At 40.4% G+C, this 16,393-nt stretch carries 18 protein-coding genes; all 18 read left to right on the top strand.

The features are described from left to right. The first annotated feature begins 8 nt into the window (after window positions 1-8). The 18 genes from infB to O3636_RS05295 all read left to right on the top strand — a co-directional run bounded on the left by infB (window position 9) and on the right by O3636_RS05295 (window position 16,350). Entirely contained in the window at window positions 9-2,810 is a 2,802-nt protein-coding gene (infB, locus tag O3636_RS05380) for a translation initiation factor IF-2 (RefSeq protein ID WP_371642087.1), read from the top strand. A 165-nt stretch (window positions 2,811-2,975) separates the two neighbouring features. After that, on the top strand, window positions 2,976-3,326 hold the full coding sequence (gene rbfA, locus O3636_RS05375) for a 30S ribosome-binding factor RbfA (RefSeq protein ID WP_001273601.1): 351 nt from the start codon (window positions 2,976-2,978) through the stop codon (window positions 3,324-3,326). Between the two features lie 147 nt (window positions 3,327-3,473). Further along, entirely contained in the window at window positions 3,474-4,253 is a 780-nt protein-coding gene (locus O3636_RS05370; RefSeq protein ID WP_000840378.1) for a hypothetical protein, read from the top strand. A 1-nt stretch (window position 4,254) separates the two neighbouring features. Continuing rightward, on the top strand, window positions 4,255-4,437 hold the full coding sequence (locus O3636_RS05365) for a hypothetical protein (RefSeq protein WP_371642085.1): 183 nt from the start codon (window positions 4,255-4,257) through the stop codon (window positions 4,435-4,437). A gap of 264 nt (window positions 4,438-4,701) precedes the next feature. Further along, entirely contained in the window at window positions 4,702-4,935 is a 234-nt protein-coding gene (locus O3636_RS05360; protein ID WP_000368739.1) for a DUF1858 domain-containing protein, read from the top strand. Further along, entirely contained in the window at window positions 4,935-6,269 is a 1,335-nt protein-coding gene (locus tag O3636_RS05355) for a DUF438 domain-containing protein (RefSeq protein ID WP_371642083.1), read from the top strand. The genes O3636_RS05360 and O3636_RS05355 overlap by 1 nt, the downstream gene beginning before the upstream one ends. 9 nt (window positions 6,270-6,278) lie before the next feature. Further along, window positions 6,279-6,533: a DUF1912 family protein gene (locus O3636_RS05350; RefSeq protein WP_371642081.1), complete on the top strand. Its 255-nt coding sequence runs from the start codon at window positions 6,279-6,281 to the stop codon at window positions 6,531-6,533. Window positions 6,534-6,628: 95 nt separating this feature from the next. After that, window positions 6,629-7,024 (top strand): helix-hairpin-helix domain-containing protein, encoded by a 396-nt coding sequence (locus O3636_RS05345; RefSeq protein WP_000038631.1) that lies wholly within the window; start codon window positions 6,629-6,631, stop codon window positions 7,022-7,024. Window positions 7,025-7,392: 368 nt separating this feature from the next. Next, window positions 7,393-7,971: a flavin reductase family protein gene (locus O3636_RS05340; protein ID WP_371642079.1), complete on the top strand. Its 579-nt coding sequence runs from the start codon at window positions 7,393-7,395 to the stop codon at window positions 7,969-7,971. Beyond that, window positions 7,958-8,518 (top strand): GNAT family N-acetyltransferase, encoded by a 561-nt coding sequence (locus tag O3636_RS05335; RefSeq protein ID WP_261012905.1) that lies wholly within the window; start codon window positions 7,958-7,960, stop codon window positions 8,516-8,518. Before O3636_RS05340 ends, O3636_RS05335 begins: the two co-directional genes overlap by 14 nt. Beyond that, entirely contained in the window at window positions 8,518-9,096 is a 579-nt protein-coding gene (locus O3636_RS05330; protein WP_000550033.1) for an AAA family ATPase, read from the top strand. Before O3636_RS05335 ends, O3636_RS05330 begins: the two co-directional genes overlap by 1 nt. Next, a complete protein-coding gene (locus O3636_RS05325; RefSeq protein WP_265473558.1) occupies window positions 9,089-9,244 on the top strand; it encodes a hypothetical protein in 156 nt (51 codons plus the stop codon). The genes O3636_RS05330 and O3636_RS05325 overlap by 8 nt, the downstream gene beginning before the upstream one ends. 84 nt (window positions 9,245-9,328) lie before the next feature. Further along, on the top strand, window positions 9,329-9,574 hold the full coding sequence (locus O3636_RS05320; RefSeq protein ID WP_261022043.1) for a hypothetical protein: 246 nt from the start codon (window positions 9,329-9,331) through the stop codon (window positions 9,572-9,574). 30 nt (window positions 9,575-9,604) lie between these two features. Beyond that, a complete protein-coding gene (locus O3636_RS05315) occupies window positions 9,605-9,760 on the top strand; it encodes a hypothetical protein (RefSeq protein WP_004237269.1) in 156 nt (51 codons plus the stop codon). Window positions 9,761-9,765: 5 nt separating this feature from the next. Beyond that, on the top strand, window positions 9,766-10,998 hold the full coding sequence (locus tag O3636_RS05310) for a hypothetical protein (RefSeq protein ID WP_004237271.1): 1,233 nt from the start codon (window positions 9,766-9,768) through the stop codon (window positions 10,996-10,998). Window positions 10,999-11,301: 303 nt separating this feature from the next. Further along, on the top strand, window positions 11,302-12,543 hold the full coding sequence (locus tag O3636_RS05305) for a hypothetical protein (RefSeq protein ID WP_261012904.1): 1,242 nt from the start codon (window positions 11,302-11,304) through the stop codon (window positions 12,541-12,543). 31 nt (window positions 12,544-12,574) lie between these two features. Then, entirely contained in the window at window positions 12,575-13,576 is a 1,002-nt protein-coding gene (locus O3636_RS05300; protein WP_173253697.1) for a virulence RhuM family protein, read from the top strand. Window positions 13,577-13,698: 122 nt separating this feature from the next. Then, the gene (locus tag O3636_RS05295) at window positions 13,699-16,350 is read left to right on the top strand and encodes a valine--tRNA ligase (protein ID WP_371642075.1); all 2,652 of its coding nucleotides are present in this window, start codon (window positions 13,699-13,701) and stop codon (window positions 16,348-16,350) included. The last annotated feature ends 43 nt before the right edge of the window (window positions 16,351-16,393 follow it).

Genomic DNA, 16,393 nt, shown 5'->3' with positions numbered 1-16,393 from the left:
GACATGATTTGTCTAAGAAAAGATTGTACGAAATCGCAAAAGAACTTGGAAAAGAAAGTAAAGAAGTTGTAGCGCGTGCAAAAGAGTTGGGCTTGGATGTGAAAAGCCACTCATCAAGTGTGGAAGAAGCTGTCGCTGCAAAAATCGCTGCCAGCTTTAAGCCTGCAGCTGCTCCGAAAGCAGAAGCAAAACCTGCAGCACCAAAAGCAAGTGCAGAAAAGAAAGCCGAAAAATCTGAGCCAGCTAAACAAGCTGTAGCTAAGGAAGAGGTAAAACCGGCTGAGCCAGTTGCTCCGAAGGCAGAAAAAGTAGCAGCTAAACCGCAAAGCCGTAATTTTAAGGCTGAGCGTGAAGCTCGTGCCAAAGAGCAGGCAGAACGACGCAAGCAAAATAAGGGCAATAACCGTGACCAGCAACAAAACGGAAACCGTCAGAAAAACGACGGTCGAAATGGTGGAAAACAAGGTCAAGGCAACCGCGATAATCGCCGTTTTAACGACCAAGCTAAGAAACAGCAAGGTCAGCAAAATCGTGGTAATGAGCGCCGTCAACAAGAGGACAAACGTCCACATCAAGCGGCTCCACGTGTTGACTTTAAAGCCCGTGCAGCAGCCCTAAAAGCAGAGCAAAATGCAGAGTACGCCCGTTCAAGTGAGGAACGTTTCAAACAGACTCAGGCTGCTAAAGAAGCCTTGGCCCAAGCAAACAAACGCAAGGAGCCAGAGGAAATCTTTGAAGAAGTGGCTAAGTTAGCTGAACAAGCGCAACAAGAACAGCAAGTTCAAGCAGTGGTTGAAGTCGTCCCTGAGAAAACAGAACCTGCAGTGGATACACGTCGTAAAAAACAAGCTCGACCAGACAAAAATCGTGACGATTATGATCACGAAGAAGATGGTCCTAGAAAACAACAAAAGAATCGAAGTAGTCAAAATCAAGTGAGAAATCAAAAGAATAGTAACTGGAATAACAATAAAAAGAACAAAAAAGGCAATAACAAGAACAACCGCAATCAGACTCCAAAACCTGTTACGGAGCGTAAATTCCATGAATTGCCAACAGAATTTGAATATACAGATGGTATGACCGTTGCGGAAATCGCAAAACGTATCAAACGTGAACCAGCTGAAATCGTTAAGAAACTTTTCATGATGGGTGTCATGGCCACACAAAACCAATCCTTGGATGGGGAAACAATTGAACTCCTCATGGTGGATTATGGTATTGAAGCCAAACAAAAGGTTGAAGTGGATAATGCCGACATCGAACGTTTCTTTGTCGAAGATGGTTATCTCAATGAAGATGAATTGGTTGAGCGTCCACCAGTTGTAACTATCATGGGACACGTTGACCACGGTAAAACAACACTCCTAGATACCCTTCGTAACTCTCGTGTTGCGACAGGTGAAGCAGGTGGTATCACTCAGCATATCGGTGCCTACCAAATCGTGGAAAATGGCAAGAAGATTACCTTTCTTGATACACCAGGACACGCGGCCTTTACATCTATGCGTGCGCGTGGTGCATCTGTTACCGATATTACTATCTTGGTCGTAGCGGCAGATGACGGGGTTATGCCTCAGACTATCGAAGCCATTAACCACTCAAAAGCGGCCAACGTTCCAATCATCGTAGCCATTAACAAGATTGATAAACCGGGTGCCAACCCAGAACGCGTTATCGGTGAATTGGCAGAGCATGGTGTTATGTCAACTGCTTGGGGTGGAGATTCTGAATTTGTTGAAATCTCAGCTAAATTCAACCAAAACATCGAAGAATTGTTGGAAACAGTCCTTCTTGTGGCTGAAATCCAAGAACTCAAAGCAGACCCAACAGTGCGTGCGATCGGTACAGTTATCGAAGCTCGCTTGGATAAAGGAAAAGGTGCGGTCGCAACCCTTCTTGTTCAACAAGGTACCTTGAATGTCCAAGACCCAATCGTTGTCGGAAATACCTTCGGTCGTGTCCGTGCTATGACCAACGACCTTGGTCGTCGTGTTAAGGTTGCTGGACCATCAACACCAGTCTCTATCACAGGTTTGAACGAAGCGCCAATGGCGGGTGACCACTTTGCTGTTTATGAGGATGAAAAATCTGCGCGTGCAGCTGGTGAAGAACGTGCCAAACGTGCCCTTATGAAACAACGTCAAGCTACCCAACGTGTCAGCCTTGAAAACCTCTTTGATACCCTTAAAGCTGGTGAACTCAAATCAGTTAACGTTATCATTAAGGCTGACGTACAAGGTTCTGTTGAAGCCCTTTCTGCCTCACTTCAGAAAATCGATGTGGAAGGTGTTAAAGTTACCATCGTCCACTCAGCGGTCGGTGCCATCAACGAATCAGACGTGACTCTTGCGGAAGCTTCAAATGCCTTTATCGTTGGTTTCAACGTACGCCCTACACCACAAGCTCGTCAACAAGCAGAAGCTGATGATGTTGAAATCCGTCTCCATAGCATTATCTACAAGGTTATCGAAGAGATGGAAGAAGCCATGAAAGGGATGCTTGATCCAGAATTTGAAGAAAAAGTTATCGGTGAAGCAGTTATTCGTGAAACCTTCAAGGTGTCTAAAGTGGGGACTATCGGTGGATTTATGGTTATTAACGGTAAGGTTACCCGTGACTCTAAAGTTCGTGTTATCCGTGATGGTGTCGTTATCTATGACGGCGAACTCGCAAGCTTGAAACACTACAAAGACGACGTCAAAGAAGTTACAAACGGTCGTGAAGGTGGATTGATGATCGATGGATACAATGATATCAAGACTGATGATGTGATTGAGGCGTATGTCATGGAAGAAATCAAGAGATAATAGAGAAACGATAGCTCATTTGACTCGTCGTCAACAGCGCCTTGATGAACTTCAGTTCTATCTAAGGCTTGTTTCCTAGATTCAAATGGCTCTAGTTCCTCTATCTAATAGAAATAGCTAGGTCTGCTGGCCTAGCTTTTGGTTCAAAGTAGAGAAAGGAATATCATGGCAAATCATTTCCGTACGGATCGTGTGGGCATGGAAATCAAGCGTGAAGTCAATGAGATTTTGCAAAAGAAAGTCCGTGATCCGCGTGTCCAAGGCGTGACCATCACAGATGTTCAGATGCTAGGTGACTTGTCTGTTGCCAAGGTTTACTACACCATTTTGAGTAACCTTGCTTCAGATAATCAAAAAGCCCAAATCGGGCTTGAAAAAGCAACTGGTACCATCAAACGTGAACTTGGTCGCAATTTAAAATTGTACAAAATCCCAGATTTGACCTTCGTCAAAGACGAGTCCATAGAGTATGGAAACAAGATTGACGAGATGCTACGCAATCTGGATAAAAACTAAGAAGAGGGGCAACCCTCTTTTTTAGTGGGGAAATGACTACAAAGCATACTAGGGAATCTTTCTAGAGTTAAAGATTATTAAAAAGCTTTATAAAATTCAGATAGTGTGATATTATGAAAGAAAGATACAAGAAAAAGAGGTATTTATATGGCTGAACAAGACTTAGCTATGCAAGTATTACAACAAGTGGTAAAACTACCTATTGTTAAGGTTGATCGTTCGAAATTTTTAGTGGATAAGTTTTCCAAAGAATTGGATCCACAGGACATTCCTACCTTATTAGAACAAGGTCCAACGTCTCTCTTATCTCAAGAAACCTTAGATAGAGTGGCTAATGCCTGCATTAGGGATAATGTTTTATTGGCGAGTGGAACCTCTGTTTTGGCAGGATTACCTGGAGGGATTGCTATGGCAATTACCATTCCAGCTGATGTGGCTCAATTTTATGGTTTCTCTCTGAAATTGGCTCAAGAATTAGGTTATATTTATGGTTATGAGGATCTTTGGGCTTCACGCGAGGAGTTGAGTGAAGATGCTCAAAATACCCTCTTGCTTTATCTAGGCGTAATGTTGGGGGTGAATGGAACCGCTGCCTTGCTACGTGCTGGTGGTATAACAATTGCCAAACAGGTAATGAAAACAGTGCCTAATAAAGCTTTAACAAAGACGCTTTGGTATCCTATTTTGAAAAAAGTCTTAAAAATATTTGGTGTGAATCTTACCAAGGGAGGGCTGGCCAAAGGAATGGGGAAATTCATTCCTATCTTGGGTGGTATCATTTCAGGTGGTTTAACCTTTGCAACTATGAAACCGATGGGTGAAAGCTTGCAGAAAGAATTGTCTAAACTAGTCAACTATAGTGAAGTTCAATATCAAGAAGATGTTGAAACAATCCGAAAAGAGGCTGAAATAATCGAGGGTGAGTGAGATGAATCCTATCAAAGCTTTTGCTAAAATTTATGGTAATTACTTTTTGACCATGCAAGGTGTAAAAGTAATGAAAACGATAAAGAAAGATGACAATGTCGTTGTCGGTCTGGGGAAACTCTTTATTGCAGACAAACTAATGGATACAGCTCGGTGGCTCATTAAGCCAGAGGATAGAAAATGAAAGTTTTCTGGGGCCTTCTTGCTATTATTTTTATCAAACCGATTATTGGGATTGTGAAATTCTTGTGGATGATCATCTCTTTTGCAGTCCAATTATTGTTTTACAAGATAGTATTTAAGATATTGGATTGGCTCTTTAAACTTATTTAGGCCGTAATTCAAGTCGTGGGGAACTAGCAAGTATTGTACTGCTAGTTTTTTAATCTCTTTCCTTATGGTATAATAAAATAAATAATATCATTTATAAACGATAATGGAGGTCGTCATGGACAATATCATCGATGTGTCAATTCCTGTTGCAGAAGTGGTGGACAAGCATCCAGAGGTCTTAGAGATTCTAGTGGAGTTGGGTTTTAAACCTCTTGCCAATCCCTTGATGCGTAATACTGTCGGTCGTAAAGTATCGCTCAAACAGGGTTCTAAGCTTGAAGGAACCCCTATGGATAAGATTGTCCGCACACTAGAAGCAAATGGCTACGAAGTGATTGGATTAGACTAATGGCAGATGAACGGATACATGTCCTACGGGATATTTTATTAGAATTACACAATGGCGCTTCTCCTGAGTCAGTTCAGGAGCGTTTTGATGCGACCTTTACAGGTGTGTCAGCCATCGAAATTTCCCTTATGGAGCACGAACTGATGAACTCAGACTCAGGTGTTACCTTTGAAGATGTCATGGAACTCTGTGATGTCCATGCCAATCTTTTTAAAAATGCTGTTAAGGGTGTCGAAGTTGCCGATACCGAGCATCCAGGTCACCCAGTTCGTGTCTTTAAGGAAGAAAATCTGGCTCTCCGTGCTGCCTTGATTCGCGTTCGGAGATTGTTAGATACCTATGAGTCTATGGAAGATGAAGAAATGCTGGAGGAGATGCGTAAGGGTTTGGTACGTCAGATGGGACTTGTGGGTCAATTTGACATCCATTACCAACGTAAAGAAGAACTTTTCTTTCCTATCATGGAGCGCTATGGTCACGATTCACCTCCAAAAGTTATGTGGGGAGTGGATGACCAGATTAGGGAACTCTTTCAAACAGCTCTAATGACAGCCAAGTCACTACCAGAAGTGTCGATTAGCAGTGTAAAGGAAGCTTTTGAATCCTTTGCGACAGAGTTTGAAAGTATGATTTTCAAGGAAGAGTCCATCCTTCTCATGATTCTCCTTGAGTCCTTCACCCAAGATGACTGGCTTCAGATTGCGGAGGAGAGCGATGACTATGGTTATGCCATCATCCGTCCGTCAGAAAAATGGGTGCCAGAACGTCAGAGTTTTGTTGAGGAAAAGAGTGCAGAGGAGCCGGTACAGCTAGAAACGGCAGAAGGTCAAGTTCAGCAAGTCATAGATACGCCAGAAGGACAGTTCACCATTACCTTTACTCCTAAGGAAAAGGAAGCAGTGCTGGACCGTCATAGTCAACAGGCTTTTGGGAATGGCTATCTTTCAGTCGAGCAGGCCAACCTCATCCTCAATCACCTCCCTATGGAGATAACCTTTGTCAATAAAGATGATATTTTCCAGTATTACAATGACAATGCGCCAGCTGATGAGATGATTTTCAAACGGACCCCGTCCCAAGTTGGGCGCAATGTCGAACTCTGCCATCCGCCTAAGTACTTGGACAAGGTCAAGACTATCATGAAGGGGCTTCGTGAGGGGACTAAAGACAAGTATGAAATGTGGTTTAAGTCCGAGTCGCGAGGTAAGTTTGTTCATATTACCTACGCTGCAGTTCATGATGAGAATGGAGAATTTCAAGGAGTGTTGGAGTATGTTCAGGATATCCAGCCCTACCGAGAGATTGACACGGACTATTTCCGTGGATTAGAATAAGGAGAAAAAATGAGTTACGAACAAGAATTTATGAAGGAATTTGAGGCTTGGGTCAATACCCAGATTATGATCAACGACATGGCGCACAAGGAAAGTCAAAAAGTCTACGAAGAAGACCAAGACGAGCGTGCCAAAGATGCCATGATTCGCTATGAAAGCCGCTTGGATGTCTATCAGTTCTTGCTTGGAAAATTTGAAAATTTCAAGGCAGGTAAGGGATTCCATGATTTGCCAGAAGGCTTGTTTGGTGAGAGAAATTATTAAACGAGATAGATTCTTGATTTTTTACCAAAATCTTGATAGAATATTTATATTAAATCCTTGTCAGAGCAGGGATTTTTTATTGAAAGGATTTTATCATGTCAAAGAAACTCAATCGTAAAAAACAATTACGAAATAGCCTCCGTCGTGCAGGTGCTTTTTCAAGCACTGTGACGAAGGTTGTAGAAGAGACAAAAAAAGTCGTGAAACGTGCAGAGCAGTCAGCAAGCGAAGCTGGTAAGGCCGTTTCTAAAAAAGTTGAACAAGCAGTAGAAGCTACCAAAGAGCAAGCTCAAAAAGTAGCCAATTCTGTAGAAGATTTTGCAGCAAACTTGGGTGGACTTCCACTTGATCGTGCCAAGACTTTCTATGATGAGGGAATTAAGTCTGCTTCAGATTTCAAAAACTGGACTGAAAAAGAACTCCTTGCCTTGAAAGGAATCGGTCCAGCTACCATCAAGAAATTGAAAGAAAACGGCATCAAGTTCAAGTAATCTTTCTTGAGCCTTGCATTTCCGTCAAAATCTTGCTACAATAGAGCCATTAGAGGTGTTTTGAATCCCACATTTTACAGAAAGTGGCGGCGCTGAGAAGTCCACAAATGTGTCAAAACTAGTTGCTGATGACTGAAAAATGAAATATGAGAATAGTCTTTTTGTTTCCGTTTAGGACTAGACATCGAGTTGCAGGCTGTACTCGAGTACGCCAAAGCGAGCTAAGGCCGTCATAAAGGAAAAACAAGAAGATAAAAGTTGCGGGCTCTGCCCGAATTTGGGTGGTACCGCGGATAAACATATTCGTCCCTGTCATGTAGATGGCAGGGGCGATTTTTATTTTGCAACTCTAGTCAAAGGAGGTTGTCATGAAACAATCTTTCAAAACCAGCAAACTCTACTACGGTTTTCCTATCTTCATCTTGGGCTATCAGGACCAGAACTTTGGGTACAATATCACGACCTGCAGTTCCTCTTATAGTCTGGGAGATTGGTTAGTTATTGGAATTGGTGCTGAGGAAAATGCAGCAGATCAGATTAAGTATTATCAACAATTCACCGTGAACATTCCTGATGAAAACTTCATGCTCGAGATGGAGCAGGCTGGTTTTATTAGTCACCGTGAAAAGATTGCTAAACTCGGCTTAGATTTTCAACCTTCTAAACTGACACAAGCACCTATTTTAGAGACTTGTCCAGTCGTATTGGACTGTCAGGTGGATCGGATCATCGAGGAAGATGGCATCTGCCATATCTTTGCTAAGATTTTTGAACGACTGGTTGATCCAGAACTCTTGGATGATAAGGGACATTTTAAAAATGAACTGTTTTTCCCAACTTACTTTATGGGGGACGGCCATCAGCGCGTTTATCGTTATCTAGATGACCGAGTTGATTCCATGGGAAGCTTTATCAAGAAAGCGAGGAAGAAGGATGGCAAGAACTGAACTGCCAGAACGCTTGGAAACAGAACGTCTCGTTTTACGAGTCCGGACTGTGGCGGATGCTGAGGATATCTTTGATTATGCTAGTCGTCCAGAAGTTTCTTACCCAGCAGGTTTTCCACCTGTCAAGACCTTGGAAGATGAGATTTATTATCTGGAGCATATCCTTCCTGAGCGTAATCAAAAGGAAAATCTCCCAGCAGGCTACGGGATTGTCGTCAAAGGAACTGATAAGATCGTTGGCTCTGTCGATTTCAACCATCGCCATGAAGATGATGTTCTTGAGATCGGCTATACCTTGCACCCAGACTATTGGGGCAGAGGCTATGTACCAGAAGCTACGCGTGCCTTGATTGATCTGGCTTTTAAAGAATTGAATCTACATAAAATTGAATTGTCTTGCTTTGGATATAACCTTCAAAGTCAACGAGTCGCGGAAAAGCTTGGCTTTACCCTCGAAGCTCGCATAAGAGACCGCAAAGATGCCCAAGGAAATCGCTGTGATGATTTGAGATATGGCTTGCTGAGGAGTGAGTGGGAGGTGATTTGATGCATCTTTTCATAATTGGGGCTCCGGCTTCTGGAAAAATGACGATTGGTCAAGAGTTATCTCGACTGACAGATGCTACCCTCTTTTATAACCATCAAGCCATCGATTTTGCATTAGGAATCTATCAGGACTTTACAGAGGAAATGTGGGAATTTGTTCGTGGAATTACCTTTTCTTTCCTTGGAACAAGTGCAAGAAATCAGCGATCAGTAATTTTAACTGACGTAATTGATTTTTCAAATCAGTACCAGCTGCTGTATTTGCAGCAAATTCAGGATTTATTGGATAACTTTCATCAAGAGATTCTTTTTGTGGAGTTGGAAACAAGTCTTGAAGAGCGTTTACGTCGAAATCGAACGGAGAACCGGTTGAAGCACAAGCCCTTGAAACGGCATATTGAGATATCTGAAAGAGAAATTTTAGAGACCACTGAAACCCTTCAATTAAATTCCCAACATCAACCCAATGAGTTGCACCACTACTTTAAAATAAATAATACGAATCTGTCTGCAGAAGAGGTTGCTAAGCAGATTCAAGATAAAATGAATACAATAGAGAAAGGACAATCACATGTCTAAAGAACTTCATGAAGATGTTCTCAAGTCTCAATCTTTTTCGTTCGTGATTCCCACCACCAAATGTAACTGGAAAAAACTCTACCTTGGTCACGCTTGGGGAAACCTTCAAAGTCAACGAGTCGCTGAAAAAACTAAGATTTACCATTAAAGCCTGTATCCTAGGCTGTAAGAATATCCAATACAGCAGAGGTAGAGTCTGATCTATTGAAGAATGAGTTAGAGGAGAAAATAGATGGCTAAAAAGAAAAATAGAAAAAAAGAATTAAAACGCCAGCAAAAGTTGGATATCAAAGTTATTTCTGAAGAAGAGGCTGTTTGGACAGAAATCATGGCCAAAAATCCAACTTTTGTAGAACGTCGGACCATTCAAAATTTTGATGAACTACATACAGCAGTGATGCAATATGCTGATGAACACGGAGAGTATCCAGATGTTCAGCTAATCAATTACCAACTGAAAAATAGGATTTTTGATTAGAATCAGGGCCATGCTTTATTTAGAGAAGCTATGCATACTCCAAATACACAGAAGCGAAATGAACTGTTAAAACAAGTTTTAAAGATCAATCCAGATTATTTTGCTGCTGATTTTCACCCATTCTTATCAGAGGTTGAAGATTTTGATTTACCAACCTTTAGATTAGATTTAGGAGGCAAAGATTGAAATTAATGTATTATTTTAATACTGACAATGGATTGAGGAATCTTTTTGCTCAAACTTGGAAAATACTTATGTATGCGCTAACGTATTTTCCAATAATATCTCTAATTATATTCTGTCTTACCGATTTTAAATTAGTTATAATTTTACAATTTGCCTTGATACTAATATATGTGTTTAACTATAAAAATCGATTTAGTAAGTTTAGAGTTTTTCTTACTAAAAGTACTAAATCTTTAGCTTTTATGAACGCATGGGATGGAATATTTTGCGGAATCTTGACTTACATTCTTTATAACCTAAATCTAGTTGAATCAACTTTAATCAACTTATCTCAATATTTTTTTACTAATTATGGCATAAGTAAAAATCACATAAATAACTGGATTATCATTGTAATACTTTTAATATTACCATTGGTATTATCTGTTATAAAAACTATAATATCAATCAAGATATTTAAAAAAGTTAATAAAATAGATATCTCCAAGGGAAAGACACTATGGAATGTATATGCCACGATGCTTATTAATTCGTTTTTATGGTATTATATCTATATTTATTACTTTATTTCTAAAGCTATTGATTTTCATTCCGATTTAATAACTGACATTTTTATATTTAATTCATTTATTGCGCTTTATTTAATATTCTGGTGGATAATTCATAATCTAATTAGACATGGTGCAAAAGATACCAAAGAAGTAATAGCATCATGGCTAACTGGAACAATCTGTATATTGTTGTTAGCAATATTTAATCAAGTGGAAAATGAATTAATAAATGCTTTAACCTGGTTTTTGCCAATATTAATTCCTAGTCTAATTGGAGAAATAAATTCTCAATTTGATACAAAAAAATATAAGAAAAAACCAATAAGAACTGAGAAAATGGATAGACACCTCTATCGAACTCAACTATATAGTTTTCTTACTCTATTAATGTTGAGTATTATTCCAAAGTTAACCGAAATTATTTGGGGTTTAAAGATTAAGATGAAATTGGTTGAATTTATAACTCCCGCAGCTGATTGGATGTCTGAATTATTTGCCTCAACTATAATTATTTTCGTTTGTTTCATATTATCATTAGTTATTGGGAAAGCTATAATTTGGTTATTACAGTATTTCTATTTAAACACCCATAATGGATATTACGTGTATCGCGACAACATGCACAGTGTATTAATAAATCGTAGATATAAAAGAAATATTCATAAAAGGAGAAAAAATAATGTCTAATCAACTTTAACATAAATACACTCCGTCCTATGTTTAGGCTGGTCGTTAACAAAACAACTTTAAGAAGACGTTCTCAAGACTCAAGAAGTTCAAAAGTCTCAATCTTTTTCGTTCGTGATTCCCACCACCAAATGTAACTGGAAAAAACTCTACCTTGGTCACGCTTGGGGAAACCTTCAAAGTCAACGAGTCGCTGAAAAAACTAAGATTTACCATTAAAGCCTGTATCCTAGGCTGTAAGAATATCCAATACAGCAGAGGTAGAGTCTGATCTATTGAAGAATGAGTTAGAGGAGAAAATAGATGGCTAAAAAGAAAAATAGAAAAAAAGAATTAAAACGCCAGCAAAAGTTGGATATCAAAGTTATTTCTGAAGAAGAGGCTGTTTGGACAGAAATCATGGCCAAAAATCCAACTTTTGTAGAACGTCGGACCATTCAAAATTTCGATGAACTACATACAGCAGTGATGCAATATGCTGATGAATATGGAGAGTATCCAGATGTTCAGCTAATTAATTACCAACTGAAAAATGGAAGTTTTTACTGGCATGAGGATCATGCTTTATTTAGAGAAGCTATGCATACTCCGAATACACAGAAGCGAAATAAACTGTTAAAGCAAGTTTTAAAAATCAATCCAGATTACTTTGCTGCTGATTTTCATTTATTCTTATCAGAAGTTGAAGATTTTGATTTGTCAACCTTTAAAAAAGTATTGGATTTTGAAATTCTAGTTTTAGAAAAATGGAAAATGAATGGATACAATAGTTGGAATTATTTTGAAGCACGCCCTATCCTGTCTGCTCTGATGTTTCTGATTGAGTATTATATGATGGAGAACTTCAATTCTAAGGCTATAGAATTGATTGACCTATATTTGAGTAAGCGACCAGAACGGTTTCCTCCTAATTTTGTCTTCTGTATGCTTTCCTTGTATCATATTACTGGTCAGGAACTAAAGGTTGAACGTTTCTATCGTGAAGAATTAAATAAAGGGAAACGGGATGATACCATTCTTATTCATGCCATCATCTCTGCTTTTTCTCAAGGAAAAATTGAGGAAGCCAGTCAGCTATTTGCAAAATTAGTGGAGATCAATGATGAAGCTGTTGAATTCTTTATAGAGGAAGATTGGCAATTCAAAGTTATAGATATCGAAGACCAAGAATGCTATTGTCCAAATTCAGTTGAATCGCTACAAGCTAGTTTGTATCCTCTGTTTGATTATTTACTAGAAAATATTATTTTAACGAAATTTTTAACAAACGAAGCCAAGAAGTTCCGTCGTAAACCAGTATTTTCGAATCATTCTAGTATGATAAGAAATTTATCCGAGGTCACTGACTGGTATTCCTTTATGAACGAGGAAACAATGAAGGGAATTCGGATGGATCTTGTTCATATCTTTGTTGAAAATGGGATTCGTAGGTCTTCAGATTTCAAAAAATGGACTGAAAAAGAAGTTCTCGCTTTGAAGGGAATTGGTCCCGTAACCGTTAAAAAGCTGAAAGAAAACGGCATAAAGTTTAAGAACGAGAAGTAGTTGTTTATGGAAAGTAGGAGGTGAAATGGTTTTGAATGAAATTTCTAATTTCATCCTGTATACTACACCAAATGGCGACGTTCAGCTAGATATCCTTTTACAGGATGAAAATCTTTGGTTGACTCAAAAAGGTCTTGCAGAGCTCTTTGGAGTTGAACGAAGTGTCATTACAAAGCACTTAAAAAACATTTATGATAGTGGTGAATTAGATAAGGTGTCAACTTGTGCAAAATTTGCACAGGTTCAACAAGAGGGAAATAGAGCTGTCCGGCGTGAACTTGAATATTACAATCTTGATGCTATCATTTCAGTAGGCTATCGTGTAAATTCCAGCAAGGCTACTCAATTTAGAATATGGGCAACCAAGACCTTGAAAGAATTTATCATCAAAGGTTTTGTTTTAGATGATGAACGCTTGAAACAAGGACAGACAGTTTTCGGACAAGATTATTTCCGTGAACTTTTAGAACGAATTCGCTCTATTCGTGCTAGCGAACGCCGGATTTATCAGCAAATCACGGATATCTTTGCTGAATGTGCCATAGATTATGATCGAAACTCAGATATTACTAAAAATTTCTATGCTATGGTGCAAAATAAATTTCATTATGCAATTACTGGAAGTACGGCTGCAGAAATTATCTATCAACAAGCCGATGCTAGTAAAGAAAAAATGGGATTAACTTCTTGGAAGAATGCACCTGATGGACGAGTGCTCAAATCAGATGTAACGGTAGCCAAAAATTATTTGCAAGAAAAAGAAATTCGACAACTAGAGCGAACTGTTACAGCCTATTTTGATTATATCGAGGGTTTGGTTGAGCGCCGTAATACGTTTACAATGCGAGGATTGGCAGATAGTATTGATCGTTTTCTATCTTTTAATGAGTACGAAATTTTAGAAGGAAAAGGAAGTATTTCCAAGAAACAAGCAGACTCAAAAGCCATTCAGGAGTATGAAAAATTTAACCGAACTCAAAAAATTATATCAGACTTTGATAAACATATTATGAAGATAATGAGAGAAAGTTAATGTAAAATTTTCACCGTTTCTTTGCTTATAGAAGATAATGAGAAAAACAAGATGAGTTGAATCAAGGCCTATCTTCTACATACTAATTTTATTTAAAGATATTAACTAGAAAGGACAAACACATGTCTAAAGAACTTTCACCTAAATACAATCCAGCCGAGGTTGAGGCTGGTCGTTACCAAAAATGGCTTGATGCGGATGTTTTCAAGCCTTCAGGCGATCAAAAGGCTAAGCCTTATTCAATCGTGATTCCACCTCCAAATGTAACTGGTAAGCTTCACCTTGGTCACGCTTGGGATACGACTTTGCAGGATATTATCATCCGTCAAAAACGCATGCAAGGTTTTGATACGCTTTGGCTTCCAGGGATGGACCACGCGGGGATTGCGACTCAGGCTAAGGTTGAGGAGCGCTTGCGTGGTGAGGGCATCAGCCGCTATGACCTCGGTCGTGAAAAATTCCTCGACAAGGTCTGGGAATGGAAAGACGAATATGCCACTACTATCAAGGAACAATGGGGCAAGATGGGGCTCTCTGTAGACTACTCACGCGAGCGTTTCACTCTTGACGAAGGTTTGTCAAAAGCTGTTCGCAAGGTCTTCGTGGACCTCTACAAGAAAGGTTGGATCTACCGTGGTGAGTTTATCATCAACTGGGATCCGGCAGCTCGCACAGCCCTTTCCGATATCGAGGTTATCCATAAGGATGTCGAAGGTGCCTTCTACCACATGAACTACATGCTAGAAGACGGCTCACGCGCCCTTGAAGTTGCGACAACTCGTCCTGAGACCATGTTTGGGGACGTAGCTGTTGCGGTCAATCCAGAAGACCCACGCTACAAGGATTTGATTGGTAAAAATGTCATCCTTCCAATCGCTAATAAACTCATCCCAATCGTTGGGGACGAACACGCTGATCCTGAGTTTGGTACTGGTGTCGTGAAAATCACACCTGCCCACGATCCAAATGACTTCTTGGTTGGTCAACGTCACAACTTGCCACAAGTCAATGTCATGAACGACGACGGAACTATGAACGAGCTTGCCTTCGAATTTGCAGGCATGGACCGTTTTGAAGCTCGTAAGGCAGTCGTTGCTAAACTGGAAGAAATCGGTGCCCTTGTTAAAATCGAAAAACGTGTCCACAGTGTTGGCCACTCAGAGCGTACAGGTGTTGTGGTTGAGCCACGCTTGTCTACTCAATGGTTTGTCAAGATGAACCAATTGGCGAAAAATGCTATTGCAAACCAAGACACAGAGGACAAAGTTGAATTCTACCCACCTCGTTTCAACGATACCTTCCTCCAATGGATGGAAAATGTCCATGACTGGGTAATCTCTCGTCAGCTCTGGTGGGGTCACCAAATCCCTGCTTGGTACAATGCTGAGGGTGAAATGTACGTCGGTGAAGAAGCTCCAGAAGGTGACGGATGGACACAAGATGAAGACGTCTTGGATACTTGGTTTAGTTCTGCCCTTTGGCCATTCTCAACCATGGGCTGGCCTGATGTCGACTCAGAAGATTTCAAACGTTACTTCCCAACTTCAACCTTGGTAACAGGTTACGACATTATCTTCTTTTGGGTATCTCGTATGATCTTCCAATCCTTGGAATTCACTGGTCGTCAGCCATTCCAAAACGTGCTTATCCACGGTCTCATCCGTGACGAGCAAGGACGCAAGATGTCCAAATCTCTCGGTAACGGGATTGACCCGATGGATGTCATCGAAAAATACGGTGCCGATGCCCTTCGTTGGTTCCTTTCAAACGGTTCTGCACCAGGTCAAGACGTGCGTTTCTCTTACGAGAAAATGGATGCTTCATGGAACTTCATTAACAAGATCTGGAACATCTCTCGCTACATCCTCATGAATAATGAAGGCTTGACCCTTGAGCAAGCAACTGCCAATGTGGAAAAAGTTGTTAACAAGGAAGCTGGGAATGTCACAGACCGCTGGATTCTTCACAACCTCAATGAAACCATCGGCAAAGCTACTGCCAACTTTGACAAGTTTGAGTTTGGTGTCGCTGGACATATCCTTTACAACTTCATCTGGGACGAGTTTGCGGACTGGTATGTTGAATTGACCAAGGAAGTCCTTTATAGCGACAATGAAGAAGAGAAAGTCATCACACGTTCTGTTCTCCTTTACACTTTGGACAAGATTCTTCGTCTCCTTCACCCAATCATGCCATTCGTGACAGAGGAAATCTTTGGGCAAATCTCAGAAGGTTCTATCGTTACGGCGGAATACCCGACTGTTAACCCAGCCTTTGAAGACCTTGTTGCCCACACTGGTGTGGAAAGCCTCAAAGACTTGATCCGTGCTGTTCGGAATGCGCGTGCGGAAGTAAACGTTGCTCCAAGCAAGCCTATCACCATCCTTGTTAAGACAAGTGATAGCGACTTGGAAGCCTTCTTTAACAGCAATGTCAACTACATCAAACGCTTCACAAATCCAGAACACTTGGAAATCGCATCTACCATCCCTGCACCTGAACTGGCTATGTCAAGCGTCATCACAGGAGCAGAAATCTACCTGCCACTGGCAGACCTCCTCAACGTCGAAGAAGAACTGGCTCGTCTCGATAAGGAATTGGCTAAATGGCAAAAAGAACTGGACATGGTTGGTAAGAAGCTCTCTAACGAACGCTTCGTAGCCAATGCCAAACCAGAAGTTGTCCAAAAAGAACGCGACAAACAAGCCGACTACCAAGTCAAGTACGATGCGACCGTAGCACGTATTGATGAGATGAAGAAGTTGGTAAAATAAACATAGAAACACGGCGGAATGCCGTGTTTTTATGGTATACTGG

Source organism: Streptococcus sp. 27098_8_76, from assembly GCF_041432315.1.
GTDB lineage: Bacteria > Bacillota > Bacilli > Lactobacillales > Streptococcaceae > Streptococcus.
The sequence above is the reverse complement of the archived record's forward strand: the minus strand, read 5'-3'. Positions and strand labels throughout refer to the sequence as shown.

What these genes read in the sequence shown, in the direction of transcription:
- rbfA (WP_001273601.1), top strand. Translation starts at nt 2,976, where the DNA reads ATGGCAAATCATTTCCGTACGGATCGTGTGGGCATGGAAATCAAGCGT.
- O3636_RS05370 (WP_000840378.1), top strand. Translation starts at nt 3,474, where the DNA reads ATGGCTGAACAAGACTTAGCTATGCAAGTATTACAACAAGTGGTAAAA.
- O3636_RS05365 (WP_371642085.1), top strand. Translation starts at nt 4,255, where the DNA reads ATGAATCCTATCAAAGCTTTTGCTAAAATTTATGGTAATTACTTTTTG.
- O3636_RS05360 (WP_000368739.1), top strand. Translation starts at nt 4,702, where the DNA reads ATGGACAATATCATCGATGTGTCAATTCCTGTTGCAGAAGTGGTGGAC.
- O3636_RS05355 (WP_371642083.1), top strand. Translation starts at nt 4,935, where the DNA reads ATGGCAGATGAACGGATACATGTCCTACGGGATATTTTATTAGAATTA.
- O3636_RS05350 (WP_371642081.1), top strand. Translation starts at nt 6,279, where the DNA reads ATGAGTTACGAACAAGAATTTATGAAGGAATTTGAGGCTTGGGTCAAT.
- O3636_RS05345 (WP_000038631.1), top strand. Translation starts at nt 6,629, where the DNA reads ATGTCAAAGAAACTCAATCGTAAAAAACAATTACGAAATAGCCTCCGT.
- O3636_RS05340 (WP_371642079.1), top strand. Translation starts at nt 7,393, where the DNA reads ATGAAACAATCTTTCAAAACCAGCAAACTCTACTACGGTTTTCCTATC.
- O3636_RS05335 (WP_261012905.1), top strand. Translation starts at nt 7,958, where the DNA reads ATGGCAAGAACTGAACTGCCAGAACGCTTGGAAACAGAACGTCTCGTT.
- O3636_RS05330 (WP_000550033.1), top strand. Translation starts at nt 8,518, where the DNA reads ATGCATCTTTTCATAATTGGGGCTCCGGCTTCTGGAAAAATGACGATT.
- O3636_RS05325 (WP_265473558.1), top strand. Translation starts at nt 9,089, where the DNA reads ATGTCTAAAGAACTTCATGAAGATGTTCTCAAGTCTCAATCTTTTTCG.
- O3636_RS05320 (WP_261022043.1), top strand. Translation starts at nt 9,329, where the DNA reads ATGGCTAAAAAGAAAAATAGAAAAAAAGAATTAAAACGCCAGCAAAAG.
- O3636_RS05315 (WP_004237269.1), top strand. Translation starts at nt 9,605, where the DNA reads ATGCATACTCCAAATACACAGAAGCGAAATGAACTGTTAAAACAAGTT.
- O3636_RS05310 (WP_004237271.1), top strand. Translation starts at nt 9,766, where the DNA reads ATGTATTATTTTAATACTGACAATGGATTGAGGAATCTTTTTGCTCAA.
- O3636_RS05305 (WP_261012904.1), top strand. Translation starts at nt 11,302, where the DNA reads ATGGCTAAAAAGAAAAATAGAAAAAAAGAATTAAAACGCCAGCAAAAG.
- O3636_RS05295 (WP_371642075.1), top strand. Translation starts at nt 13,699, where the DNA reads ATGTCTAAAGAACTTTCACCTAAATACAATCCAGCCGAGGTTGAGGCT.